At 60.3% G+C, this 22752-nt stretch carries 24 protein-coding genes; 10 read left to right on the top strand and 14 right to left on the bottom strand.

The window, feature by feature from the left end:
• Positions 1-25: 25 nt before the first annotated feature.
• Both atpD and K6117_RS00335 read left to right on the top strand, forming a co-directional pair.
• A complete protein-coding gene (gene atpD / locus K6117_RS00340) occupies positions 26-1474 on the top strand; it encodes a F0F1 ATP synthase subunit beta (RefSeq protein ID WP_221791801.1) in 1449 nt (482 codons plus the stop codon).
• A 49-nt stretch (positions 1475-1523) separates the two neighbouring features.
• Positions 1524-1778 (top strand): ATP synthase F1 subunit epsilon, encoded by a 255-nt coding sequence (locus K6117_RS00335; RefSeq protein ID WP_221791800.1) that lies wholly within the window; start codon positions 1524-1526, stop codon positions 1776-1778.
• A gap of 84 nt (positions 1779-1862) precedes the next feature.
• On the opposite strand, the gene metW is transcribed toward K6117_RS00335, so the two are convergent.
• On the bottom strand, positions 1863-2450 hold the full coding sequence (gene metW, locus K6117_RS00330; protein WP_221791799.1) for a methionine biosynthesis protein MetW: 588 nt from the start codon (positions 2448-2450) through the stop codon (positions 1863-1865).
• The gene (gene metX / locus K6117_RS00325; protein ID WP_221792784.1) at positions 2447-3577 is read right to left on the bottom strand and encodes a homoserine O-acetyltransferase MetX; all 1131 of its coding nucleotides are present in this window, start codon (positions 3575-3577) and stop codon (positions 2447-2449) included. The genes metW and metX overlap by 4 nt, the downstream gene beginning before the upstream one ends.
• A gap of 70 nt (positions 3578-3647) precedes the next feature.
• Between metX and K6117_RS00320 the strand changes: the two genes are divergently transcribed.
• The 4 genes from K6117_RS00320 to K6117_RS00305 all read left to right on the top strand — a co-directional run bounded on the left by K6117_RS00320 (position 3648) and on the right by K6117_RS00305 (position 8089).
• Positions 3648-4748, top strand: a complete 1101-nt coding sequence (locus K6117_RS00320; protein ID WP_221791798.1) for a pyridoxal phosphate-dependent aminotransferase — start codon at positions 3648-3650, stop codon at positions 4746-4748.
• The gene (locus tag K6117_RS00315) at positions 4748-5656 is read left to right on the top strand and encodes a prephenate/arogenate dehydrogenase family protein (RefSeq protein ID WP_221791797.1); all 909 of its coding nucleotides are present in this window, start codon (positions 4748-4750) and stop codon (positions 5654-5656) included. The genes K6117_RS00320 and K6117_RS00315 overlap by 1 nt, the downstream gene beginning before the upstream one ends.
• Positions 5657-5870: 214 nt before the next feature.
• A complete protein-coding gene (locus K6117_RS00310; RefSeq protein WP_221791796.1) occupies positions 5871-6875 on the top strand; it encodes an aspartate carbamoyltransferase catalytic subunit in 1005 nt (334 codons plus the stop codon).
• Entirely contained in the window at positions 6872-8089 is a 1218-nt protein-coding gene (locus K6117_RS00305) for a dihydroorotase (RefSeq protein ID WP_221791795.1), read from the top strand. The genes K6117_RS00310 and K6117_RS00305 overlap by 4 nt, the downstream gene beginning before the upstream one ends.
• A gap of 78 nt (positions 8090-8167) precedes the next feature.
• Here the strand turns inward: K6117_RS00305 and K6117_RS00300 are convergent, their stop codons facing one another.
• Genes K6117_RS00300 through K6117_RS00290 form a run of 3 tightly spaced genes read right to left on the bottom strand, consistent with a single transcriptional unit; the run spans position 8168 to position 10953 of the window.
• Positions 8168-9484, bottom strand: a complete 1317-nt coding sequence (locus K6117_RS00300) for an SPOR domain-containing protein (RefSeq protein WP_221791794.1) — start codon at positions 9482-9484, stop codon at positions 8168-8170.
• A gap of 36 nt (positions 9485-9520) precedes the next feature.
• Positions 9521-10204, bottom strand: coding sequence for a hypothetical protein (locus tag K6117_RS00295; RefSeq protein ID WP_221791793.1), 684 nt, complete (start codon positions 10202-10204; stop codon positions 9521-9523).
• Positions 10205-10218: 14 nt separating this feature from the next.
• Positions 10219-10953 (bottom strand): ParA family protein, encoded by a 735-nt coding sequence (locus K6117_RS00290; protein WP_221791792.1) that lies wholly within the window; start codon positions 10951-10953, stop codon positions 10219-10221.
• Positions 10954-11135: 182 nt separating this feature from the next.
• On the opposite strand from K6117_RS00290, the gene K6117_RS00285 reads away from it, so the two are divergent.
• Complete coding sequence (locus tag K6117_RS00285) at positions 11136-12251, top strand: SPOR domain-containing protein (RefSeq protein WP_246604736.1); 1116 nt, start codon at positions 11136-11138, stop codon at positions 12249-12251.
• A 22-nt stretch (positions 12252-12273) separates the two neighbouring features.
• On the opposite strand, the gene thiD is transcribed toward K6117_RS00285, so the two are convergent.
• Genes thiD through glmM form a run of 3 tightly spaced genes read right to left on the bottom strand, consistent with a single transcriptional unit; the run spans position 12274 to position 14641 of the window.
• Entirely contained in the window at positions 12274-13062 is a 789-nt protein-coding gene (thiD, locus tag K6117_RS00280) for a bifunctional hydroxymethylpyrimidine kinase/phosphomethylpyrimidine kinase (RefSeq protein ID WP_221791791.1), read from the bottom strand.
• Positions 13063-13076: 14 nt separating this feature from the next.
• On the bottom strand, positions 13077-13301 hold the full coding sequence (locus tag K6117_RS00275; protein ID WP_221791790.1) for a DUF1272 domain-containing protein: 225 nt from the start codon (positions 13299-13301) through the stop codon (positions 13077-13079).
• Positions 13301-14641 (bottom strand): phosphoglucosamine mutase, encoded by a 1341-nt coding sequence (glmM, locus tag K6117_RS00270; RefSeq protein ID WP_221791789.1) that lies wholly within the window; start codon positions 14639-14641, stop codon positions 13301-13303. Before glmM ends, K6117_RS00275 begins: the two co-directional genes overlap by 1 nt.
• A 269-nt stretch (positions 14642-14910) precedes the next feature.
• Here glmM and K6117_RS00265 point away from each other — a divergent pair, with 269 nt between their 5' ends.
• Positions 14911-15231 (top strand): transcriptional regulator, encoded by a 321-nt coding sequence (locus K6117_RS00265; RefSeq protein ID WP_221791788.1) that lies wholly within the window; start codon positions 14911-14913, stop codon positions 15229-15231.
• 39 nt (positions 15232-15270) lie between these two features.
• Here K6117_RS00265 and K6117_RS00260 read toward each other — a convergent pair whose 3' ends face one another.
• Positions 15271-16695 (bottom strand): aldehyde dehydrogenase family protein, encoded by a 1425-nt coding sequence (locus K6117_RS00260; RefSeq protein ID WP_221791787.1) that lies wholly within the window; start codon positions 16693-16695, stop codon positions 15271-15273.
• Between the two features lie 282 nt (positions 16696-16977).
• Here K6117_RS00260 and K6117_RS00255 point away from each other — a divergent pair, with 282 nt between their 5' ends.
• On the top strand, positions 16978-17247 hold the full coding sequence (locus K6117_RS00255) for an ArsR/SmtB family transcription factor (protein ID WP_246604735.1): 270 nt from the start codon (positions 16978-16980) through the stop codon (positions 17245-17247).
• A gap of 16 nt (positions 17248-17263) precedes the next feature.
• On the opposite strand, the gene K6117_RS00250 is transcribed toward K6117_RS00255, so the two are convergent.
• The 5 genes from K6117_RS00250 to K6117_RS00230 all read right to left on the bottom strand — a co-directional run bounded on the left by K6117_RS00250 (position 17264) and on the right by K6117_RS00230 (position 21323).
• Positions 17264-18451, bottom strand: coding sequence for a murein hydrolase activator EnvC family protein (locus tag K6117_RS00250; protein WP_221791785.1), 1188 nt, complete (start codon positions 18449-18451; stop codon positions 17264-17266).
• A 117-nt stretch (positions 18452-18568) separates the two neighbouring features.
• Positions 18569-18991, bottom strand: coding sequence for a 23S rRNA (pseudouridine(1915)-N(3))-methyltransferase RlmH (locus tag K6117_RS00245; RefSeq protein WP_221791784.1), 423 nt, complete (start codon positions 18989-18991; stop codon positions 18569-18571).
• A gap of 14 nt (positions 18992-19005) precedes the next feature.
• Positions 19006-19410: a ribosome silencing factor gene (rsfS, locus tag K6117_RS00240; protein WP_221791783.1), complete on the bottom strand. Its 405-nt coding sequence runs from the start codon at positions 19408-19410 to the stop codon at positions 19006-19008.
• Entirely contained in the window at positions 19397-20023 is a 627-nt protein-coding gene (locus tag K6117_RS00235) for a nicotinate-nucleotide adenylyltransferase (RefSeq protein ID WP_221791782.1), read from the bottom strand. The genes rsfS and K6117_RS00235 overlap by 14 nt, the downstream gene beginning before the upstream one ends.
• A 28-nt stretch (positions 20024-20051) precedes the next feature.
• Positions 20052-21323 carry a glutamate-5-semialdehyde dehydrogenase gene (locus tag K6117_RS00230; protein WP_221791781.1) on the bottom strand — a complete coding sequence of 424 codons (1272 nt, stop codon included), beginning with the start codon at positions 21321-21323 and terminating at the stop codon, positions 20052-20054.
• Between the two features lie 132 nt (positions 21324-21455).
• Here K6117_RS00230 and K6117_RS00225 point away from each other — a divergent pair, with 132 nt between their 5' ends.
• Positions 21456-22715, top strand: a complete 1260-nt coding sequence (locus K6117_RS00225; protein WP_221791780.1) for an NRAMP family divalent metal transporter — start codon at positions 21456-21458, stop codon at positions 22713-22715.
• The last annotated feature ends 37 nt before the right edge of the window (positions 22716-22752 follow it).

Below are 22752 nucleotides of genomic sequence, written 5' to 3'. Positions count from 1 at the left end.
GACCAAGGCTAAGGAAGACATACCCATGGCAACCGCATCCACCACCAATGTCGGCAAGATCAGCCAGGTCATCGGCGCCGTCGTCGACGTGACCTTCGAAGGCAATCTGCCGTCGATTCTGTCGGCACTCGAAACCGACAATAACGGCCAGCGCCTCGTGCTCGAAGTGGCACAGCATCTCGGCGAAAACACCGTCCGCACCATCGCAATGGATGCCACCGAAGGCCTGACCCGCGGTCAGACCGTCCGTGACACCGGCGCGCAGATCTCCGTGCCGGTCGGCCCGGCGACGCTGGGTCGCATTCTCAACGTCATCGGCGAACCGATCGACGAACGTGGCCCGGTCGCAACCGATCTGCGCTCGCCGATCCATGCCAAGGCACCGGAATTTGTCGATCAGTCGACCGATACCAGCATCTTGGTCACGGGCATCAAGGTCATCGATCTTCTCGCACCATATGCCAAGGGCGGTAAGATCGGCCTGTTCGGCGGCGCCGGCGTGGGCAAGACCGTGCTTATTCAGGAACTGATCAACAACATCGCCAAGGGCCATGGCGGCACCTCGGTGTTCGCGGGCGTCGGTGAACGTACCCGTGAAGGTAACGATCTCTATCACGAATTCCTCGACGCGGGCGTTATCGCCAAGGATGCCGATGGCAATCCGACGCCGGAAGGTTCGAAGGTGGCACTGGTCTTCGGCCAGATGAACGAACCGCCGGGGGCACGTGCCCGCGTGGCCTTGTCCGGCCTGACCATCGCGGAATATTTCCGCGACGTCGAAGGTCAGGACGTGTTGTTCTTCGTGGACAACATCTTCCGCTTCACCCAGGCCGGTTCGGAAGTGTCCGCACTTCTCGGTCGTATTCCTTCGGCTGTGGGCTATCAGCCGACGCTCGCGACCGACATGGGTCAGCTGCAAGAACGCATCACCTCCACCAACAAGGGGTCGATCACCTCGGTGCAGGCGATTTACGTCCCGGCAGACGATCTTACCGACCCTGCCCCTGCCGCGTCGTTCGCCCACTTGGACGCCACGACCGTGTTGAACCGTGCGATTTCCGAACTCGGCATTTATCCGGCAGTCGATCCGCTCGACTCGACCTCGCGCGTGCTTGAACCGCGCACGGTTGGTCAGGTGCATTATGATACTGCGCGCCGCGTTCAGGAAACCTTGCAGAAGTACAAGTCGCTGCAGGACATCATTGCCATTCTCGGCATGGATGAGCTTTCGGAAGAAGATAAGCTCACCGTCAGCCGCGCTCGCAAGATCCAGCGCTTCCTGTCGCAGCCGTTCCACGTCGCTGAAGTCTTCACCGGCATCTCGGGCAAGTTCGTCCAGATCGAAGACACGGTGAAGTCGTTCAAGGCCGTGGTCGATGGTGAATATGACCATCTGCCAGAAGGCGCGTTCTACATGGTTGGCGGTATCGATGACGTCATCGAAAAGGCCGCCAAGCTCGCTGCTGACGCCTAATCCACTTTAGCCCCTCCCCGTGATCCGGGGAGGGACAAGGAAATAGAATATGGCACTTCATTTTGAACTCGTGACGCCAGAAAAGCTGGTCCGTTCGCAGGACGTGCATATGGTCGTCGTGCCGGGCGCGGAAGGTGACTTCGGCGTATTGCAGGGCCATGCGGCGCTGATGTCGACCATTCGCGATGGCGATGTGTCGGTCTATGCCACCGCCAATGGCGCGCCGGAGGTCATTTCGATCAAGGGCGGCTTTGCCGAAGTGAACGACAAGGGCCTCACCATCCTGGCAGAATCGGTCGCGTAAAGCGCCCTCTTCCAAGGCGGAATTTAAAAACGCACCGGGTCCATGTGATCCGGTGCGTTTTTATTTGTCTTCAATAAAGAGATTTTAGCGCCGCAGCAGGAACACCGCATGTTCCGCGCGGAAGTTGGCGGCAGAGGGGCTGATAAGCTTGTCCCCCGCAAGGAACCACTGACCTTCAACCGTCAGGCCGCGCGACGTCACGAAGTCGCGAAAATCATTGATGGTCAGATGGTGGATATTGGGCGTTTCATACCATTCGACCGGTAACAGCCGCGTCACCGGCATCCGGCCATTGCGCAATAATGACCAGCGCACATGCCAATGGGCGAAATTCGGGAAGCTGACAAATGCCCGGCGACCGATGCGGAGCAATTGATCCAGCACCAGATCGGGCCTGCGCGTGGTCTGCAAGGTCTGGCTCAGAATCGCATAATCGAAGCTTTGATCGGGATATTCCGCCAGATCGATATCGGCATCACCCTGAATGACTGACAGGCCCCGCGCCATCGCGGTCGCGACATTCCCGCGATCCAACTCCATCCCGCGCGCATCGACATGATGCTTGTCGCGTAATTCGGCCATCAACGCGCCATCGCCACAGCCGACATCCAGCACGCGGCTGCCCGGTGTCACATTATCGGCGATAATCTGGAGATCGGGACGCAGGCTCATACGCGGCCCTCCCCGGCCCGGATAAAGCCGTCGACGATGCTGTTCTGCTCCGGCACATCCAACAGGAATGCATCATGGCCGAACGGGCTGGATAATTCGACAAAGCTGACAGGCGCGCCCGCCGCATTCAGCGCATGGACGATATGGCGCGATTCGGCGGTCGGGTACAGCCAATCGGTATCGAAGCTGATCACGCAGAAACGCGTGTTTTTAGCAGCAGCAAAAGCCTTGGCCAACACCCCCTCATAAGGTTCGGCCAGATCGAAATAATCCATCGCCCGCGTGATATAGAGATAGGAATTGGCATCGAACCGGTCGGTGAAGCTGATGCCCTGATGGCGCAAATAGCTCTCGATCTGGAAATCGGCATCGAAGCCAAAGCTCTTGGCATCGCGGCCTTGCAGCTTGCGCCCGAATTTTTCGGTCAGGCCCGCTTCCGACAAATAAGTAATGTGCGCGGCCATGCGGGCCACGGCAAGGCCAGCCGCAGGCGGGTTGTTATCCGCATAATAATCGCCGTCCCGCCATTGGGGATCACCCATGATCGCCTGACGCCCCACCTCGTGAAATGCGATATTCTGGGCCGAATGGCGGGCGGTGGTCGCAATCGCAATCGCCGAACGGACGCGTTCAGGATAAAGAATCGTCCAGCTCAACACCTGCATCCCGCCCATCGAACCGCCGATAACGGCCTGCAAATCACCCACGCCGAGATGATCGAGCAGCATCGCCTGAGCCCGCACCATATCGGCGATGGTGATGACGGGAAAGCTCATCCCATAAGGCTTGCCGGTAGCGGGATCGATGCTGGACGGCCCGGACGACCCAAGGCAACTGCCCAGCACATTAACACAGACGATGAAATGACGCGCGGGGTCCACCGGCTTGCCCGCACCCACCAATCGCGTCCACCATCCCGGTTTGCCGGTAATCGGGTGGTTGCTCGCGACATGATGATCGCCGGTCAGCGCATGGCAGATGAGAATCGCATTGCTGCGATCCGCATTGAGCGTGCCATAAGTTTCATAGGCGAATTCGACAGGCGCAAACGCAACCCCCGCATCCAGCATCAGCGGGCCGGGCAAGGTCAGGTGGCGATTGAGGCCGAAGCGTTGATCCGTTTCCATCTCGCCTATTCCGCTATGGCCTTGCCGATGAAATTGCAACCGAAACGCGAAATGGCTATGGCCCTTAGCCATGAACAAGCCCGCTCCCAAAGACTGGATCATGGCGATTGCCCCTTATGTGCCGGGCAAGGCGTCTGCCGATGATGGCCGCAAGGTCATCAAGCTCTCCGCCAATGAAAATCCGCTCGGCACCGGCCAAGCCGCGCGCAACGCCCGATCAAGCGCGGGCGAGACGCTGCATATCTATCCCGATCCCGGCGCGGTTGCGCTGCGCGCGGCCATTGCCGAGGTCCATGACCTTGATCCCGCGCGGATTATTTACGGCACAGGGTCGGATGAGGTGCTGCATCTTGCCGCCGGGGCCTATGCCGGTCCGGGCGATGAAGTCATTTATGTGCGCTATGGCTTTTCAGTGTACGACATTGCCGCACGCCGCGTCGGCGCGACCCCGGTGATCGCGCCGGACAAGGATTATGCGACCGATGTCGATGCGCTGCTGGCCTGCGTGACCGACAAGACGCGGGTGGTGTTCCTCGCCAATCCGAATAACCCGACCGGCACCTATACCAGTGCGGCGGAAATCGCCCGGCTACATGCGGGCTTGCGCACGGACATCCTGCTCGTGATCGATCAGGCCTATGCCGAATATCTCTATCTTGATGAAGATGATGGCGGGTTGGAACTCGCCCGCACGGCCTCCAATGTGCTGGTGACCCGCACATTTTCGAAGATTTACGGGCTGGCGGCGGAACGGGTCGGCTGGGGCTATGGCCCGGTCGAAATCATCGACGCGATGCACCGCATCCGCGCGCCATTTTGCCTCACCACCGCAGGGCAACTCGCGGCAGTGGCAGCGGTGCGCGATCAGGCATGGGTGGACAACAGCCGCGATCACAATCGCCAATGGCTCGATTGGTTCGCGCGCGAAATCGACGCGCTCGGCAATCATGGCCTGCGCGTGGTGCCGAGCAAGGCCAATTTCGCGCTGATCCTGTTTGAGGGCAAGCTCACGGCAGAGGTCGCGTATAATGGCCTGATCGATGCAGGCTATATCGTGCGCTGGTTGCCCGGTCAGGGCCTGCCGCACGGGCTGCGGATCACCATCGGCAGCGAACAGGATTGCCGCGCCATTGTCGATGCGCTGCGCCATTTGGCGATGGCGGCGCATTGATGCTGCCGTTTACACGTGTCACGGTCATCGGGCTTGGCCTGATCGGCTCCTCCATTTGCCGCGCCGTGCGCGCCCATCTGCCGACGGTGCGAATCACCGGCCATGATGCGAGCGCGGAAGTCCGCGACATCGCCCGCCGGATCGACCTGTGCGACGATGTGACCGACACGCCGGGCGCGAGCGTGATCGATGCCGATCTCGTCATTTTGTGCGTCCCCGTCGGGCGGATGGGCGAAGTGGCCGAGGCCATTGCCGACGATCTGCCGAAAGGCGCGATCATCAGCGATGTCGGATCGTCCAAGGGCAGTGTCGCCAAGGCGCTGGAAGCTGCGCTTTCCGGCCATATCATCATCCCGGCCCATCCGGTGGCGGGGACGGAAAATAGCGGGCCGGAGGCGGGCTTTGCCACCTTGTTCCACAATCGCTGGTGCATCGTCACGCCCTTGCCCGATAATCGCGAGGCCGATGTCGAAAAATTGTGCGATTTCTGGACGAAATTGGGCGCGAATGTCGAGAAAATGACCCCGACGCACCATGATCTGGTGCTGGCCGTCACCAGCCATTTGCCGCATCTGATCGCCTATACCATCGTCGGCACGGCGTCCGACCTTGAACAAGTCACCCAATCGGAAGTGATCAAATATTCCGCCGGGGGTTTTCGCGACTTCACCCGCATCGCGGCGTCCGATCCGACGATGTGGCGCGATGTGTTCCTGTCCAACAAGGAAGCGGTGCTGGAAATGCTCCAGCGCTTTTCGGAAGACCTCGCCGCGATGCAACGCGCGATCCGCTGGGACGATGGCGATGCGCTGTTCGAACATTTCACCCGTACCCGCGCCATTCGCCGCAGCATCGTGGAGCAAGGTCAAGACGACAGCCGCCCCGATTTCGGGCGGAGTCATTTGTAAGAGCCTCAAACGCCGGGCGCGGGCATCCGCCCGCTTGGCTTCCTCGCAATAAGCTCGGGCGGCCGTTCGGCCTTGCGGCGCTTCGCGCCGTTGGTGGAGGATAGCAAGGTCAGCCCTTGAAAATTGCCACCAACGGCATCGAATGTTCGCATCCGGCGATGAAAGAGAAAACAACATTGCCCCCCACCCCGGTTCCATATATGGGAGGGCTTTAATGACATCATCATCTCACACCCCCTCCGCTCCATCATCTGGCGGCGCGATTTCCGGTCGCGCGCTGTTCCCGCATAAGCATCTGCTCGGCATTGGCGGCATGGCCCCGTGGCAGATCCAGTGCCTGCTGGATGAGGCCGAACAATGGGTCGATCTCAATCGCAGCAAGACCAAGCATGATGATCGCCTGATGGGCATGACCCAGATCAACGCCTTTTTCGAGAACAGCACCCGGACATTGCTGTCGTTCGAAATCGCGGGAAAGCGGCTTGGCGCGGATGTCGTCAATATGCAGGTCGCTCAATCCAGCACGAAAAAGGGCGAAACCCTGATCGACACGGCGGTGACGCTGAACGCGATGCGGGCCGATCTGATCGTCATCCGCCACCAACATTCGGGCGCGGTGCAACTTATCGCCGATAAGGTCGATTGCCCCGTCTTGAACGCGGGCGATGGTCGGCATGAACATCCGACTCAAGCCCTGCTCGATGCCCTCACCATCCGCCGCCGCAAGGGCCGGATCGATGGCCTGCGCGTCGCGATTTGCGGCGATGTGCTGCATAGCCGGGTGGCGCGGTCGAACATTCTCTGCCTCACCGCCATGGGCGCGGAAGTGCGCCTGATCGGCCCGCCCACCTTGTTGCCAGAGGGGATGGAGCAATTGGGCGTCCAGAGCTTCACCAATTTCGACAAGGGCATCGCGGGAGCGCATGTCGTGATGATGCTGCGGCTCCAGACCGAACGGATGGAGGGCGGGTTCATCCCGTCTCTCAAGGAATATCACGCGCTTTATGGCCTGAACCGCGAACGGCTGGCGCTGGCAGAGACCGATGCGCTGGTCATGCACCCCGGCCCGATGAACCGTGGCGTGGAAATTACGAGCGACATCGCCGATGATCCGGCCTGTTCCGCCATCACCGAACAGGTGGAAATGGGCGTTGCTGTCCGCATGGCCTGTCTGGATGTGTTGACCCGCGGACGGCGCGGCGTGGAGGGTTGGGCATGAGCAGCAATCTCCTCATCACCGGCGCGACATTGGTCGATCCGCACCATGAACAACAAGGCAGCGCCGACATCATCATCCGCCATGGCGTGATTGGACGCGGCGATACGGATGATTTGCCGGTGCTGGATGCCAAGGGGTTGATGCTGGCCCCCGGCCTGATCGATATCGGCACCTTCTCGATTGACTTGAACGCCATGACGGCGGGCGGGATTACCGCCGCCGCGCTGATGCCCGATCAATCGCCCCCGCTCGATAATGCGGCGTTGGTCCAGCGTGCAGCCACGGCGGGCAAGCCTGCGGTATGGATTCACCCCATCGCCGCCGCCTCCACCGGCCTTGCCGGGGGCGATATGGCGGAAATCGGCCTGATGAAGGAAGCGGGCGCGATTGCGGTGGCGACCGGGCGGCAATGGATTGCCGACAGCGGCCTGATGCTCAACATCATGACCTATGCCGCCGCACTTGATTTGCCGATCATCACCCATGCCGAAGATGCGGCCTTGGTGGGGCAGGCCGTGGCAACGACCGGGCCGGTCGCGACATGGCTGGGCTTGTCCGGCGCGCCTGCCATCGCGGAATCGCTGGCGATTGCCCGTGATCTGATGCTGGCGGAACAATCCGGCGCGCATGTCCATTTCCGGCAGGTCACGACCGCGCGCGGTTTCGATCTGATCCGCGCGGCCAAGCAGCGCGGCATCCGCGTCACCTGCGGCATCACGCCCGCCCATCTGTTGCTGTCCGAAAATGCCATCGGGGCGTTTTTGACCTTCACCCGCCTGTCCCCGCCCTTGCGTTCAGAGGCCGACCGTCTGGCCGCGATCGAGGCCGTACGTGATGGCACGATCGATCTCATTTGCTCCGGCCATGATCCGCATGGGCCAGAAGCCAAGCGCCTGCCCTTTGCCGAGGCACAGCCCGGCATGGCAGGGGCCGCGACCTTGCTCGCTTTGTCGCTGGCATTGGTGCGCGATCATGTAGTGACCTTGCCCCGGCTGATGGAATTGCTGTCGGCTGCCCCTGCGCGACTGTTCGGCCTTGCAGGTGGATCATTGCATGTCGGCGCACCGGGCGATCTCGTGATCTTCGACCCGCATGCGCCATGGCAAATCGATGGCGACACCTTGCCGGGCAATGCAGGCAACACCCCGTTTGACGGGCTGCCGGTGCAAGGGGTGGTCCGGCATGTCGTCAAGGGCGGGCGGATCGTCACGTAAATTACTGCACGATCAGGCGATAAAAAGAGGCCCGGCGTTGCCGCCGAGCCTCTTTCTTCGCGATGAAAAATATTGAATTTAGCGCGAGGCGATCTGGGTCGCCTTTGCTTTGGGTTTGGCCGCAAATTCTACCGGCGCATCGCCCGCCGCTGTGCGAACAAAGCAAAGCCCCCCACTCTGACGGATCGCGTTGCAGCTTGCATCCGCCGAGGCGCGGGTCGTAAAGCCGCCTGCCGAAAGGCGATAGATATTGCCCTTGGCGACCGTCGCAATCATGCCGGTGGCAGACGCCAGCGAAGCATAACGCGCAACGGCATTATTCCATGCAGTCTGGGCACTGGCGCGCTTGCCGAAAGCGCCGATCTGCACGACATATTTGCCCTTAACGCTGCGCGATGCCGCCGATGGGGCCAAGGCTGTACGCGATGATTTGGCGACCGGTGCGATTGTTTCGATCTGGAACTGATCCGGCTCAGCCTTGTTTAACGGCGCCACATGTTGAACTGCTGCAAATTGCGCCGCACTGGCGCTCGTCGGGGTATAGTTTTCAACATCACCCGGCGGCATATCGACGGGACCAGTCGCACCCATCGTGTTTTCTGCCGTCGCATTGGGATCAGCAGTCGCCGGGATATTGGCCAGCGCCAATTGCGTGGGCTGACCCGGATCTTCATGCGGTGTCACTTTCAACAGGCTGGCGACCTGATCCCAATTGTTGCTCGGTCGCGCAAATGCTGACCATTGCTCCATCCGCGCCGTCAGTTCATCCGCCGACACATCCTGCGCGGCGGTAGTGCGGGCTTCCGCCCAACGGCCTGCCAATGCATAGCTCAACGCCAAATTCTGACGCTCCCGCGCGCCTGCGCCATCGGTACGGGCGGCGCGTTCCAGCACCTCGATTGCCTGTCCCGTATTACCCGCCAGCGCGAGACCAAGACCGTAATCCGCAGCCGCCACCGATGGACGCGCGCGATCAAGGGCAGCAAGCGCCTGTTCGCGATTGCCCTGTGCGATCTGGGCAAGGGCAAGGTTCATCGACGTACGGCCAGTATCGCCACCCAGTTCAATGCTGTCCTGAAAACTTTGCGCAGCCGAGGCGAAGCGACCGGCAGCCAGATAGGCCCGCCCCAGCAACGCCCGATAATCGGGATTACGCAAATCGTCTGCAACCGCAGCTTCTGCCTCGCCAATAGCATCGGCCAGTGCGTGACGCTCCAGCGCCCGCGCCGCCTTGTCGGCATGCTTTGCCGCCTGCTTAACGCGGCTCGGCGGCGTGGCCGGTGCGAGGTTCGTCGATTGCAGCGATGATTTCGGGCCGATGGTCGAACACCCCACCGCCGTCGTACCGAGCAAGGCGGAAATGAGTGCGATCTTGGCGAAATTACGGGTTTTCATATATGCCCCCTGCACAAACTTGATAACTATACCGCCTTAATGACGACGTGCGGTTGATTTCGCGTTAAGATGGCTGGTCAATTGATCAATATCTTCAAGCCCTTCGAGGAAGCGATCCAGCGCCTCCGTCACCAGCCGCTGTGCCGAACGCCTAGACACTGCCGATGCAAGCCGCAGCCGCAGATGACGGTCTTCGTCGAGCCGCAGCGTAAAGGCGGCCTTATTGACCGCCGGTTCTTTGTTGCGCGCCGCTGGCTCTTCTACCGTCGCACCCAACAGTTCCGCCAATTTGCGCTGCTGCTCCAAGACGGCCGGGATAAAAGGTGTCGCCTCGTCATTGGCGGCCTGCACGATGTCGGCCTGCACTATATCGGCGAACACCGGCGCTTCCTGCACGACTTCAATCTGCACTGCCACAGGCTGAACAGCCTCAGGCAATTCCGGTTCAGCCAATGTTTCAACCGCCACGACCGGCGCTACCACCGCCAATGGTCGTTGCACAGACACAAGCGGCGAGACTTTCAAGGTCTTGTGCGGATCATGCGTTTCGTGACCCATATCGTTCCAGCCGAGATCCTCCGTCGCCATATGTGGCTGATCCGGCTGCATGTTCGTCATCGCCAGCGACGCATAGCCCTGTGGGCGCATCGCGGGCTTGGCCTGACCTTTACGGGCCAGCAAGGATGAAGAAAGCGACGCAATTGGTTTGGTTACGGCCATGTCCATCTCCCCCCTCATTGCCCCACGATCCGACGGCCAAAGCCGCTGCCCTGACCAACGCCCGCGATGGAGCGCTGCGGCACGGCAAAGCCATGGCTGCCCGGCACGGCAAACACCGTCCGGCGAAAATTCTTTTCCAGCCGGTCGGCGATATAATCCCACAATAAGGTGACTTCATTGGCAGAGCGGCCCTTGGCATCTACCTCCATCACCGTGCGGCCATCGATCATCGACGCCGCGAAATCGGTGCGATGATGGAGCGTCACCGGCGCGACCGTCCCATGCTGGGAAAGGGCCACCGCCGCTTCGAAGGTGATCTTGGCCTTGGGCGTTGCGCCATTGATAACGAAGATCAGCGGCTTTCCGGCGCGTTCGCACAGATCGACCGTGGCACCCACGGCGCGCAGATCATGCGGGCTGGGACGCGTCGGGATGACGATCAGTTCCGCCACTGAAATCACGCTCTGGATTGCCATGGTAATGGCGGGCGGCGTATCGATAACGGCCAGTTTGAAACCCTGCTGACGCAACATCTCCAGATCGGAGGCAAGGCGCGAGACGGTCGTTTGGGCGAAAGCAGGCATTTCTGCCTCGCGTTCATTCCACCAATCGGCAAGCGACCCTTGCGGATCAATGTCGATCAATACGACCGGCCCTGCGCCTGCGCGCTGGGCTTGAACGGCCAAATGCCCGGAAAGCGTGGTCTTTCCAGACCCGCCCTTCTGTGATGCCAGTGCCAATACCCGCATAATCGCCTCTTCTCAGCGCCAAAGTCAGTACCTTCATGCCATGCAGAGATTTTAAATTTGGTTAATTATTGCGGATTAGAATTTACGGATTGGTGAGAAATTACGGTTAAGACAAACCGCGCGAAAAACATTAACGTCTGTATAAACTTGCGGCGAAATGCGCGGTTCAAGGGAGTAGTTGCATGCGGAATTCTGTTTTGGTGCGCGGCGTCATGATGACGGCGGTGATCGTCTTGGCTGTTTCCACCGCGCAAGCGGGGGTAAAAGAAGGCGTCGATGCGTGGCAAAATGGCGATTATCCGACGGCTGTAGCCGAATGGCGTGAACCCGCTAAAGCCGGTGACGCCGATGCGCAATTCAACCTTGGTCAGGCATATAAGCTCGGTCGCGGCGTCCCGCTCGATCTTAAAATCGCGGAAGGCTGGTATGCCAAGGCCGCGCGACAAGGGCATCAACAGGCGGAAGTCAATTACGGTCTGGTGCTCTTCCAGAATGACGATCGCGAATCGGCCCTGCCCTGGATTGCCAAATCCGCCCAACGCGGCGACCCACGTGCACAATATGTTTACGCGACCGCCCTGTTCAACGGCGACAATGTGGGCAAGGATTGGATCAAGGCCTATGCCTATATGGCCCGCGCCGCCGCCGCAGGCCTGCCGCAAGCTATCGCCAGCCGCACAGAGATGGAGAAATTCATCACGCCGGAACAACGCGCGCAAGCCATGACGCTCGCCGACAGCCTGTCCGCCAAGCAACTGGCCCAGTCCAATTGGAGTCCGCCACAAACGCCCGGCGCCAATAACAGCGCCGCGAAACCAGCCGCAGATCCGCTGCCGGTCGCAACGCCTGTAACGGCATCAGAAACGCCTGAGGCAATGGCGGCGAAGCCCTCGCCAAAGACAAAGAGTGAAGCCAAACCAAATCCTGTACCAATAGCGGTACAGATGCCGCCCTCAGTGCCAGTTCCTGTGCCGGACCCAATCCCGACCACAGACCCAGTACCGGAAACCACCACAGTTCCGGTACCACAACCTGCGCCAATTGCGGAGGACGCCCCGTCCCCCAGCGGCAACTGGCGCGTCCAATTAGGGGCATTTGCCGATCAACCCACCGCCAAGGGGGAGTGGACGCGGATCAAGCCCAAAATCGCCGGGCTGTCCAGCCTGCAGCCCTATATCGTCAAAGCGGGCAGCATCATCCGTTTGCAGGCCGGGCCGATTGGCACGAAAGCCGCAGCGGATAAGCTCTGCTCTACCGCCAAATCGGCGCGCGTCGCCTGCTTCGTACTCAAGAAATAATGCAGTCCGCCAGTCTCAGTTTCTAAAATCGCACCAACCCATGGCCCATCGGACCGTGGCCCTGACCAAGGCCGGGGGCATGGAGCAATGCCTCGCGCACGAACAATCGGGCGCGGTCGGTGGCGTCGGCCATCGACATGCCCTGCGCGATGCCGGTCGCGACGCCGCTCGCCAAGGTGCAGCCGGTGCCGTGATTATGCGGCGTGTCGATCTTGTCGCCTTCCCAGCGATGGGCAGCCCCGTTGCGATCAATCAACAGGTCGGACAATTTATTCCCCGGCAGATGCCCACCCTTGGCCAGCACAGCGCAGCGATATTGCCGCGACAATTGCCGCGCCGCGCGTTCCAGCGTGTAGCTCGACACAATATCGGCATTGGTCAGCGCCATCAGCTCCGGCACATTGGGCGTGACGATCGTCGCCCGCGACATCAGTCGGTCGAACATCTGCAACGTCGCATCGTCGATCAACCGCGCCCCGCTGGTCGATACCATCACGGGATCGAACACCACCGGCACATCGGGCGATAAGGTCATGAGCCAGTCGAAAATCCGGCTGGCGATTTCCGCCCCGCCCAACATGCCGATCTTGACCGCATCCAGCCCGATGTCGCGGCTGACGCACTCGATCTGCTGCATCACGAAATCCGGCGGCACCGGCATCACGCCATCGACGCCGAGTGTATTTTGCGCGGTAAGCGCCGTTATCGCGGTCATCGCATGGCCGCCGAGCATCGTCACCGTCTTGATATCCGCCTGAATCCCCGCACCGCCACCAGAATCCGACCCGGCAATGATGAGGATACGGGCCATCTTCCCCGCCATCGTCATCCCTTATGGTGCCTGATGGTCGATGCCGGGAACTCCTTCAACTTGGCCTTGGGCCGGGTCGGGCGATCCAGCAATTCGCCGCTGCAATTCGGGCAGCGTTCATCCAGATCATCCGCGCATTCGGCACAAAAAGTGCATTCAAACGAACAGATGAACGCGCCGGACACATCCGCTGGCAGATCGGTGCCGCAACGCTCGCAATCGGGGCGCATCTCCAACATCAGGCCGCCACCTTCTGCACCGCATCACAAATATCGCCGACAAGCTGTTCAACCAGCCCCGCATCCTCGCCTTCCGCCATGACGCGGATCAGCGGCTCCGTCCCCGATTTGCGAATGACGAAACGCCCGCTTGCGCCCAACCGCGCCTCGGCGGCAGCGATCACCTGCTTGACCTGAGGATGATCAAGCGGCTGCCCCCCGGCAAAGCGGACGTTCCGCAACAATTGCGGATAGGGATCGAATTGATGCAGCACCTCGGATGCGGGCTTATCGGCGCGGATCAGCGCCGCCAGCACCTGCAACGCCGCCACCAGACCATCGCCGGTCGTGCCATGATCCGTCATGATGATATGGCCAGATTGCTCGCCACCGACGTTGAAACCGCCCGCCCGCATCATTTCCAGCACATAACGGTCACCGACCGCCGACCGGTGGAGCGCCAGCCCCTTGCCGGTCAGGAACCGCTCCAGCCCCATATTGGACATGACCGTCGCCACGATCCCGCCACCGCGTAATTGATCGGCCTTGTGCCAATCTGCGGCAATCAAGGCCATCAACTGATCACCATCGACGATCTGGCCTTTTTCATCGACGATGATCAGCCGATCCGCATCGCCATCGAGCGCAATGCCGATATCGGCCTTTTCCGCCAGTACACGGGCCTGCAATGCTTCCGGATGGGTCGATCCGCGTTGATCGTTGATGTTGATGCCATTGGGATGAACGCCTATCGCGACCACGTCCGCACCCAATTCCCACAAGGCGCTGGGCGCGACCTGATAGGCCGCACCATGGGCGCAATCGACAACGATCTTCAGGCCATCCAGCCGCAAATCATCGGGAAAAGTCATCTTCGCCGCATGGATATAGCGCCCGCGCGCATCCTCGACGCGCCGCGCGCGACCGATATGGGCAGGGTCCGCCAGTACCGGCTGCTGATCGAGCGCCGCCTCGATGGCCATCTCGTCATGGTCGGACAGCTTATAGCCGTCAGGACCGAATAATTTGATGCCATTGTCCTGATAGGGATTGTGGCTGGCGGAAATCATCACGCCAAGGTCCGCGCGCATTTCGCGCGTCAACATCGCCACCGCAGGGGTCGGCATCGGGCCGAACTGGATGACGTCCATGCCGACGCTCGTAAACCCGGCCACCAGTGCGTTTTCGACCATATAGCCGGACAGGCGCGTATCCTTGCCGATGACGACCCGGTGCTTGTGCCCGCCACGCAAGAAATGCGCCCCCGCGACCTGGCCTACCCGCATCGCGATTTCTGGCGTCATTGGCGCAGTGTTGGTGAGGCCACGGATGCCATCGGTTCCGAAATACTTACGCGCCATGAATCTGATGTTCCTCGTGACAGGGTGCTGCACATTTTTGACCAAAGGATTATGGCCGCCAGTCCCGCTGCTTGCAATGGCTGATGCAGCAAACGACTCGCATGAATCAAATCGACAGCAGCCGTATCGCGCCCTGTTAAACAGTGACAAATGGCGGATTTAAGCCACTTTGATATAGATACATACCATATTGTCGGATGATCATAGAAAGGTTACCTTTCCGTTAACGGGTTGAGTACCGCTAAACGCCAGCATAAGGGTGAACGGTCTTGATAAACGCACTTGGAGAGAAGATCCGCAAATTGCGGAAAGATCATCGCGTAACCATCGCACGGCTGACAGACTTGTCAGATAATAATAAAAGCTATGCATGGAAACTCGACCTTGAAACCATCGAACGTGAATCGATGAACGGCCTGCCCGCTTATCTGAAAAAGCGGACCAAGCGGCCTACGTTTCTGGTCGATGACAACGCCCCCTTGTCCGAAGAAGATGCACGCGATGCGCTGTTCTTCCGGCAATATCGCCAGATGCCGCAAGCGACCAAAACCAAGGTCCGGCAGATGGTGCGGCTGTGGTCTGACGACTGAGGCTTTACGACTGAAATTCAGGTGGATGGGGTGCGCGGTTTAGGCCGCGCCCCCATAGACAGACTTGATTTCGAGATATTCCTCCATCCCGAACACGCCCCATTCACGGCCATTGCCGGACATTTTATATCCGCCAAATGGGGCAGCGGCATCAAGCGATGCCCCGTTCAGATGCACCATCCCTGTCCGCAACCGGGCGGCAACAGCGCGCGCCGCATCAAGGTCTGCGCTCCAGACATAGCCCGACAGACCATAAGGCGTATCATTGGCGATACGGATCGCCTGTTCCACATCGTCATAAGGCATGATCGCCAGCACCGGCCCGAACACTTCTTCATTGGCGATGGTCTTGTCTGGCGTGACATTGCCGAAAATTGTCGGGCAGACGAACAGGCCGGGTTTCAGGTCGTCCGGACAATCAGGCCCGCCAATCAACAATTCGCAATTTTCCTCAATCGCCTGTTCGATCAACGAGACCACGCGGCGATATTGGTTCTGATTGGCAATCGGCCCAAGGTCTGCATTGCCCGATGGCATGCCAACCGACAATTGCTGCGCCGTTTCCACCGCCAGCTTTGCCACCTCTGGATAGAGATCGCGCGGGACGAGCATCCGCGTCGGCGCGTTGCAGCTTTGACCCGAATTACCCATGCAGCCGCGCACCCCACGCGGGATCGCGACGGCAAGATCGGCATCGGGCAGAATGATATTCGCCGATTTCCCGCCCAGTTCCAGCGCCACCCGCTTGATCGTCCGCGCGGCATTGGTCGAAATCGCAATGCCTGCACGGGTTGATCCGGTGAAGGACACCATATCGACATCCGCATGGCTAGTGAGCGCATTGCCAATGCCGGGGCCATCGCCATGAACAAGGTTGAACACGCCTTTCGGCAGGCCGACCTCATCGATGATCTGGGCAAGGATGACCGCATCGAACGGGGCCAGTTCGCTCGGCTTCAACACCATTGTACAACCCGCCGCAATCGCAGGCGCAACTTTATTGGCAATTTGGTTCATCGGCCAATTCCAGGGGGTGATCAACGTGCAAACGCCAATCGCCTCGCGCCGAATCAGGGTCGTCCCCATCGCATATTCAAACGCATAATTTTCCAACACGCGGATGACTTCGCCGAAATGCTGCGGCCCGGAAGGCGCCTGCGCCCCGCGCGACAAGCCCATCGGCGCGCCCATGGCGGCGGTGATGGCATCGGCGATTTCATCATTGCGGGCAATCAGCGCGGCATGGATCGCTTTCAGATAATCGAGCCGTTCCTTGACGCTGGTGCACGACCAATCATCGAACGCCGCGCGCGCCGCCGCGATGGCGCGATCGGCATCGGCTTCGCTTGCCAATGCCACATGGCCGGAAACGGATAGATCCGCCGGGTTGATGACCTCGGCTATGCTGCCCCCCAAAGGCGACACCCATTCCCCATTGATATAGAGTTTTGTCGCATCCCACATGGTCATCGTCCCTCTACACATCACCCGCGGATCACCTGTGTGATCGAGCCTGAATCCATTTATCCTGCATGCGATAGGCGCAGTTATCAATCCGCAGTTTGCCAATTTTCGTCATTATCAGATAGAATCCATCTTTATTCAGACTGGAATTACCGGGCTGATATGCGCTAAGATGTTTCACAATTGGAACGATAATAGCGTAAAACATCAAGGGTCGCCCATCATATGAACGCGTATGTACCGATTGACATACTGGCTCGACATGCATCGAGTGTAGCGGACATGTTGAAATTATTGGCCAATACGCAACGATTGTTGCTGTTGTGCCGTTTGCGCAACGGCGAATGCGCCGTGGGCGAATTGGTCGATGCCTGCGCCCTGTCACCTGCCAGCGCATCGCCTTCCAGCGTATCGCAACATCTCGCAAGACTGCGTGATGCGAAGGTGGTTGCAACGCGGCGTGAAGGCACGACCATTTATTACCGCCTCGCCAATGATGATATACGCAGCCTGATCGACATTCTGTGCGAACGGTTCGGCCCTCAAATCTGAGCAGCCAGCCCCAAATTTAGGTTCTACGCAATAAGGGGGTAAGGTCGACCGGCAAGCCGGCGCGGCGCAGTTCCACCGTCAATCGTGGTTGATCCCTGCCCAGCCGACCGATCAACGCCCCGCGCGTCACATCCTGCCCATGATGCACCGCCAATACAGACATGCCCGTCAACAAGGTAAACCAGCGGCGGCCATGGTCGATGATGACAATCTGGCCATAGGACCGAAACGGCCCGGCAAAGGCGATGCGCCCACGGTTCGGCGCGATCACCTCGGCATTGGGCAGGCCCAACAGGCTGATCCCCCGCTCGCGCACCCCGGCATCCGACACCTCGCCAAAGCCTGTTACCAAAGCACCCTCGATCGGCAGCACATAAGCAGGCAAGCGACGTGGCGGCACCGGCTTTGGCGCGAGAAGGCCGACAATCGGCAGACTAGTGCTGGCGGTCGTCGCAGGTGATAATTCCGGGCGCGGCAACGGTCCCGGCAAATCGATCAATCCGGCCAGTACCGCCTGTTGATTATCGATCTCGCGAATGACATCCAAGGCATCGCGCGCGCGTTCTCCCAAGGCCAGCGCGCGCGCCGCCTCACGCGGGGAAGGCGCGCCACCGCCAGTTAAAGACGCCTCCATCCGCGCCAATTCATCGCGCCGATCGATCAGGGTCAATTGCGTGCGCCGCAGCGCGACCAGCGCCAATGCCGCATCAAGCCGCAATTGTTCACCGCGCGCGATTTCCGCCCTGATCCCGGCAGTCTGCTGCCTGATCCGTGGCAGGGTAGCGGCCAATAAGGCGCGGACATGCGCGATGTCGTTGATTGAACCGGGCTGTGCAATCGCCAATGCAGGCGGCCTGCGCGCCAAGGTTTGGAGTGCCGCCGTCAATCGGGCCAGCCCGCCTTGATGCGCGGCCAGCCGTGCGCGCTGATCTTTGCGCTGACGCTCGATCACCGCCACCCGCGCTTCGCCCGTCTTCAGCGCGGCCTCGGCGCTGGCGATCCGTGCCGCCAATGCCGCCTTGGCGCGGGCTGCACGTTCATGTTCGTTCATGGTGGCTATGGGGTCGGCAACCGGCAGGCTCAAGACCGGCAGATGATGGCCGTTCGGCAAAATTGGCGCATTTTGTGCAGTATTTTTACCGATAGCCGCCATCGGCGCGAGCAGCCCCAAGGCCACGAAAGGCAATAAAGCGCGCGCGTGCATCTGCTTGATCTTCCCAGAGCGCGCTGCCTTCAACCTGACGCAGGGCGCGCGCTCTGGATTGTTTGTTGTCGCATCGTTTGATGCGGAAAACCGGTGCCCACTTTTCCGCACGATGCTCTAGCCTTCCCGATGATAGGGATGATTAGCAAGGATCGATGTCGCCCGCCAGAGCTGTTCCGCCAGCATCGCCCGCACCATCAGATGCGGCCATGTCGCCCGGCCAAAGGAGAAAAAGGCGGTCGCCTGTACACGTTCTTCGTCGTTCAAGCCATCGGCGGCACCGATGAGGAAGCGCAATTCGCGCACACCCGAGTCGCGCCAGCCCTCAAGCTTATGCGCGAACTCCATCGAGCTCCATTGCGCGCCGGTTTCATCCAGCCCGATAACCTGCGTGCCGGGATCGAGTTTCGGGACCTTGCCCCCCACATCGGGAAGCTCGGTGACCTTGACCGGCAGGCTGACCCGTTTGAGGTAGCGTGCCATGATCTCGGCCTCCGGGCTACGCCCGATGCGACCGCGCGCGACCACATGCAACAGCATGGCCGCGCCCGATCTTAGTTGGTGCTATCGGTGTTGTCGCCAAAGCCCCACATGCGTTCCAGATTATAGAAGCTGCGGACTTCAGCACGGAAGAGATGCACGATCACATCGCCCGCATCGATCAAAACCCAGTCAGCCGTTGCCAGACCTTCGATCCGCACCAATTGCCCGGTTTCGGATTTGATCTTCTGCGCCAGCTTGTTAGCCATGCTGGCGACGTGACGGGTCGAACGGCCAGTCGCGATCACGAGATAATCTGCGATGGTGGATTTACCGGCAAGCGGGATGCTCACCACCTCATCAGCTTGATCATCGTCCAGCGAGGACAAGATCAGGTCGTGCAGCCTCTCAACCTCAGAATCGGAACGGGGGGCGGCAGCGGAAGCGGGCAAAATCGGACTCCTGTCAGATGAGGTCATGAGTAATCACGTCGCGTAAGGGGTGATGGGCCATATCACGGTGCCATTCAGGCGACCGCGAGCGCAGCGCCGTAGCGGAACGGGTGTCGGGCCTTGTGCCAATCATCACCAGCGACGGTAAACTCCATGTCGTCCATTGGTCTTTCTGATCTGCGCGTCGGACAAAACGCGCGAACCAACCCATCACGGATGCGAAACGAGCGCTCTTATCATAGCCGGGACGAACCATAACTGCAATCGGCATCAACCGGGCAATCTTGCGCCAATCTTTCCAGCGATGAAATTGCGCCAGATTATCGGCCCCCATGATCCAGATAAAGCGATATTGCGGGTAACGCCGCCGCAATGATCGGAGCGTATCGACGGTAAATCTGGTGCCAAGTCGGGTTTCAATCGCGGTCGGCACGATCCGGCTATGGCGCGCCACGGCACGCGCCGATGCCAGCCGCGCCCGCAACGGGGCCATATCATCCGCATCTTTCAACGGATTGCCCGGCGATACCAGCCACCACATGGCATCGAGCTTGAACGCCTTCATCGCAAACAGGCTGATCCGGCGATGGCCGCCATGCGCCGGGTTGAACGACCCGCCCAACAGCCCGATGGTTTTCAATGATCCGCGCTCATGGGCGACACGTTCCTCACGGACGACATTGGCCCGTGCCGCGCACGACCCATTTATAGGTCGTCAGCCCCTCCAGCGCGACTGGACCGCGTGCATGCATCCGGCCCGTGGAAATCCCAATTTCCGCGCCCAGACCGAATTCGCCGCCATCCGCAAACTGGCTGGAGGCATTCCACATCACAATCGCGCTATCGACGCCATTCAGGAATTTCTCCGCCGCCGCTTCGTCCGACGCCACAATCGCATCGGTATGGTGGGAACTATGGCGGGCGATATGCGCCATCGCCGCGTCTTCATCCTCCACCATCGCGACCGAGCAAATCGGTTCGAGATATTCGGTATCCCAATCCTCGTCCACCGCCGCCACCGTGCGGGGATCAAGCTCCATCACCATATCGTCGCCGCGCACTTCGCAGCCCTTGTCGATCAGGCCCTGCACCAATCCGGCGGGATCGGGATAATTCTGGTCGATCAGCAATGTCTCCATCGCCCCGCAAATGCCGGTGCGCCGCATCTTGGCGTTCAACACAATCGCGCGCGCCATCTCCGGATCGGCAGACGCATGGACATAGGTGTGGCAAATGCCATCGAGATGCGCGAGCACCGGCACCCGCGCCTCTTCCTGCACCCGCGCCACCAGCGATTTGCCCCCGCGCGGCACGATGATGTCAATCAACCCCGCCGCGCGCAGCATCGCGCCGACCGCAGCACGGTCGGTCGTCGGCACCAATTGGATCGCATCTTCGGGCAGGCCCGCCGCCCGCAACCCCGCCAACAGCGCCGCATGGATCGCGCGATTGCTGTGCATCGCCTCCGACCCACCACGCAGGATCGCGGCATTGCCCGCCATCATCGCAAGCGCACCCGCATCCGCCGTGACATTGGGACGGCTTTCGAAAATAATCCCGACAACGCCCAAAGGCACGCGCACGCGGCGCAACTGCATCCCATTAGGGCGCATTGTTTCGTCAATCACCTGCCCCACCGGATCGGGCAATCCCGCCACCGATTCGAGCGCCGAGGCAATGCCATCCACCCGCTTTTCATCAAGCTTCAACCGGTCCAACATCGCAGGCGACAGGCCGCGCTCGGCCCCGGCGGCCATATCCTTGGCATTGGCGGCGAGCACGTGCGCCATATCGGCGCGCAATGCCTTGGCGGCCTCGGTCAGCGCCTTGGCCTTGATCGCGGTCGGCGTTCCCGCCAGCACCGTCATGGCGGCACGGGCACGTTGGCCCATATCCTGAATCAGGTTTTCAGCGTCGATTAATGCAGTCTTGTCAGTCATAAAAAAGCGCATAGCATGATAAATTAGCGACGCAAAAGGGGCTGGCATTCAAATTGCTGGCCGGGGTCAAAGCGCTGGGCTATCCATTGCAGCACGCATCTATATTCGAGGAAAAGGACGCCGCGACAACATATGGGCATTTCGGCTTTCCTGAAACGGCTCGGCCCCGGACTTGTGACCGGCGCCGCCGATGACGATCCCAGCGGTATAGGCACCCATAGTCAGGTCGGCGCGGAATTTGGCTATGGGCTGGCGTGGACCTTCCTCTTCAGCTTCCCGTTGATGGTCGTCATTCAGGAGGTCGCGGGCAAGATCGGGCGCGTGACCGGACGCGGCATCGCGCAGAATTTGCGCCGCCATTATCCCAAGTCTCTGATGTGGTTCATCGTGTCCTTGCTGATCATCGCCAATGTCATCAACCTCGGCGCGGATCTGAGCGCGATGGGGGCAGCCCTGCACCTGTTGGCGGGCGGCAATGCGGCAATTTACACCCTTGGCTTCGGCATTATCTGCGTCGTGCTGGAGGTGATGCTGAGCTATCCCCGCTATGCCAAGGCGCTGAAATGGACGACATTGTCGCTGTTCACCTATGTCGCAGTGGTGATGGTCGCCGGCGTGCCTTGGGGCGAGGCGCTGACAGCGCTGGTCGTGCCGGACATTGAATGGAACGCCGCTTATGCCACGGCGCTCGTCGCCATTTTGGGCACGACGATCAGCCCCTATTTGTTTTTCTGGCAGGCCGGGCAGGAAATCGAGGAACAGCACCGCCACCATGCCAAGCCCTTGTGCATCACACCCAAGGAAGCCGGGCCGGAACTCGCCCGCATCCGCATTGATACGCTGACCGGCATGGCGTTCAGTTCGATCATCTCGCTCGCGATTGTGTTCGCGACGGCAGCCACCCTCCATGCCAACGGCATCACCGATATTGAGACCTCGGCCCAAGCCGCAGAGGCACTTCGACCGATTGCCGGGAACTTCGCCTTTGCCCTGTTCGCCTTGGGGATTATCGGCACGGGGATGCTCGCGGTGCCGGTGTTGGCGGGATCGGCAGCCTATGCCGTGACGGAAATGACCGGGCGGGCGGGCAGCCTTGATGCCAAATTGCTCGATGCACGGTTGTTTTATGCCACGATTGCGGTGACGACGATGCTCGGCACGATGCTGAACTACACCGGCATAGACCCGGCCCGCGCACTTTATTGGGCGGCGGTCGTAAATGGCGTGCTGGCCGCGCCATTGATGGCAGTGATGATGCTGATCGTCCGCAACAAACGCGCGATGGGACGACTGGCTGCATCCGATGGCATGATGATCCTCGGCTGGACAGCCACTGCCGTGATGGCCATTGCTACTGCGATCTTCTTCTTTTTCACGCTGGGTGGGCAGTGATCATAGGTTGCATCGCCGCAACATCACACCATATGAG

The organism is Alteraquisediminimonas sediminicola (assembly GCF_019740335.1).
Lineage (GTDB): Bacteria > Pseudomonadota > Alphaproteobacteria > Sphingomonadales > Sphingomonadaceae > Alteraquisediminimonas > Alteraquisediminimonas sediminicola.
The sequence above is the reverse complement of the archived record's forward strand: the minus strand, read 5'-3'. Positions and strand labels throughout refer to the sequence as shown.

What these genes read in the sequence shown, in the direction of transcription:
- atpD (WP_221791801.1), top strand. Translation starts at nt 26, where the DNA reads ATGGCAACCGCATCCACCACCAATGTCGGCAAGATCAGCCAGGTCATC.
- K6117_RS00335 (WP_221791800.1), top strand. Translation starts at nt 1,524, where the DNA reads ATGGCACTTCATTTTGAACTCGTGACGCCAGAAAAGCTGGTCCGTTCG.
- metW (WP_221791799.1), bottom strand. Translation starts at nt 2,450, where the DNA reads ATGAGCCTGCGTCCCGATCTCCAGATTATCGCCGATAATGTGACACCG.
- metX (WP_221792784.1), bottom strand. Translation starts at nt 3,577, where the DNA reads ATGGAAACGGATCAACGCTTCGGCCTCAATCGCCACCTGACCTTGCCC.
- K6117_RS00320 (WP_221791798.1), top strand. Translation starts at nt 3,648, where the DNA reads ATGAACAAGCCCGCTCCCAAAGACTGGATCATGGCGATTGCCCCTTAT.
- K6117_RS00315 (WP_221791797.1), top strand. Translation starts at nt 4,748, where the DNA reads ATGCTGCCGTTTACACGTGTCACGGTCATCGGGCTTGGCCTGATCGGC.
- K6117_RS00310 (WP_221791796.1), top strand. Translation starts at nt 5,871, where the DNA reads ATGACATCATCATCTCACACCCCCTCCGCTCCATCATCTGGCGGCGCG.
- K6117_RS00305 (WP_221791795.1), top strand. Translation starts at nt 6,872, where the DNA reads ATGAGCAGCAATCTCCTCATCACCGGCGCGACATTGGTCGATCCGCAC.
- K6117_RS00300 (WP_221791794.1), bottom strand. Translation starts at nt 9,484, where the DNA reads ATGAAAACCCGTAATTTCGCCAAGATCGCACTCATTTCCGCCTTGCTC.
- K6117_RS00295 (WP_221791793.1), bottom strand. Translation starts at nt 10,204, where the DNA reads ATGGCCGTAACCAAACCAATTGCGTCGCTTTCTTCATCCTTGCTGGCC.
- K6117_RS00290 (WP_221791792.1), bottom strand. Translation starts at nt 10,953, where the DNA reads ATGCGGGTATTGGCACTGGCATCACAGAAGGGCGGGTCTGGAAAGACC.
- K6117_RS00285 (WP_246604736.1), top strand. Translation starts at nt 11,136, where the DNA reads ATGCGGAATTCTGTTTTGGTGCGCGGCGTCATGATGACGGCGGTGATC.
- thiD (WP_221791791.1), bottom strand. Translation starts at nt 13,062, where the DNA reads ATGGCCCGTATCCTCATCATTGCCGGGTCGGATTCTGGTGGCGGTGCG.
- K6117_RS00275 (WP_221791790.1), bottom strand. Translation starts at nt 13,301, where the DNA reads ATGTTGGAGATGCGCCCCGATTGCGAGCGTTGCGGCACCGATCTGCCA.
- glmM (WP_221791789.1), bottom strand. Translation starts at nt 14,641, where the DNA reads ATGGCGCGTAAGTATTTCGGAACCGATGGCATCCGTGGCCTCACCAAC.
- K6117_RS00260 (WP_221791787.1), bottom strand. Translation starts at nt 16,695, where the DNA reads ATGTGGGATGCGACAAAACTCTATATCAATGGGGAATGGGTGTCGCCT.
- K6117_RS00255 (WP_246604735.1), top strand. Translation starts at nt 16,978, where the DNA reads ATGTTGAAATTATTGGCCAATACGCAACGATTGTTGCTGTTGTGCCGT.
- K6117_RS00250 (WP_221791785.1), bottom strand. Translation starts at nt 18,451, where the DNA reads ATGCACGCGCGCGCTTTATTGCCTTTCGTGGCCTTGGGGCTGCTCGCG.
- K6117_RS00245 (WP_221791784.1), bottom strand. Translation starts at nt 18,991, where the DNA reads ATGCTGTTGCATGTGGTCGCGCGCGGTCGCATCGGGCGTAGCCCGGAG.
- rsfS (WP_221791783.1), bottom strand. Translation starts at nt 19,410, where the DNA reads ATGACCTCATCTGACAGGAGTCCGATTTTGCCCGCTTCCGCTGCCGCC.
- K6117_RS00230 (WP_221791781.1), bottom strand. Translation starts at nt 21,323, where the DNA reads ATGACTGACAAGACTGCATTAATCGACGCTGAAAACCTGATTCAGGAT.
- K6117_RS00225 (WP_221791780.1), top strand. Translation starts at nt 21,456, where the DNA reads ATGGGCATTTCGGCTTTCCTGAAACGGCTCGGCCCCGGACTTGTGACC.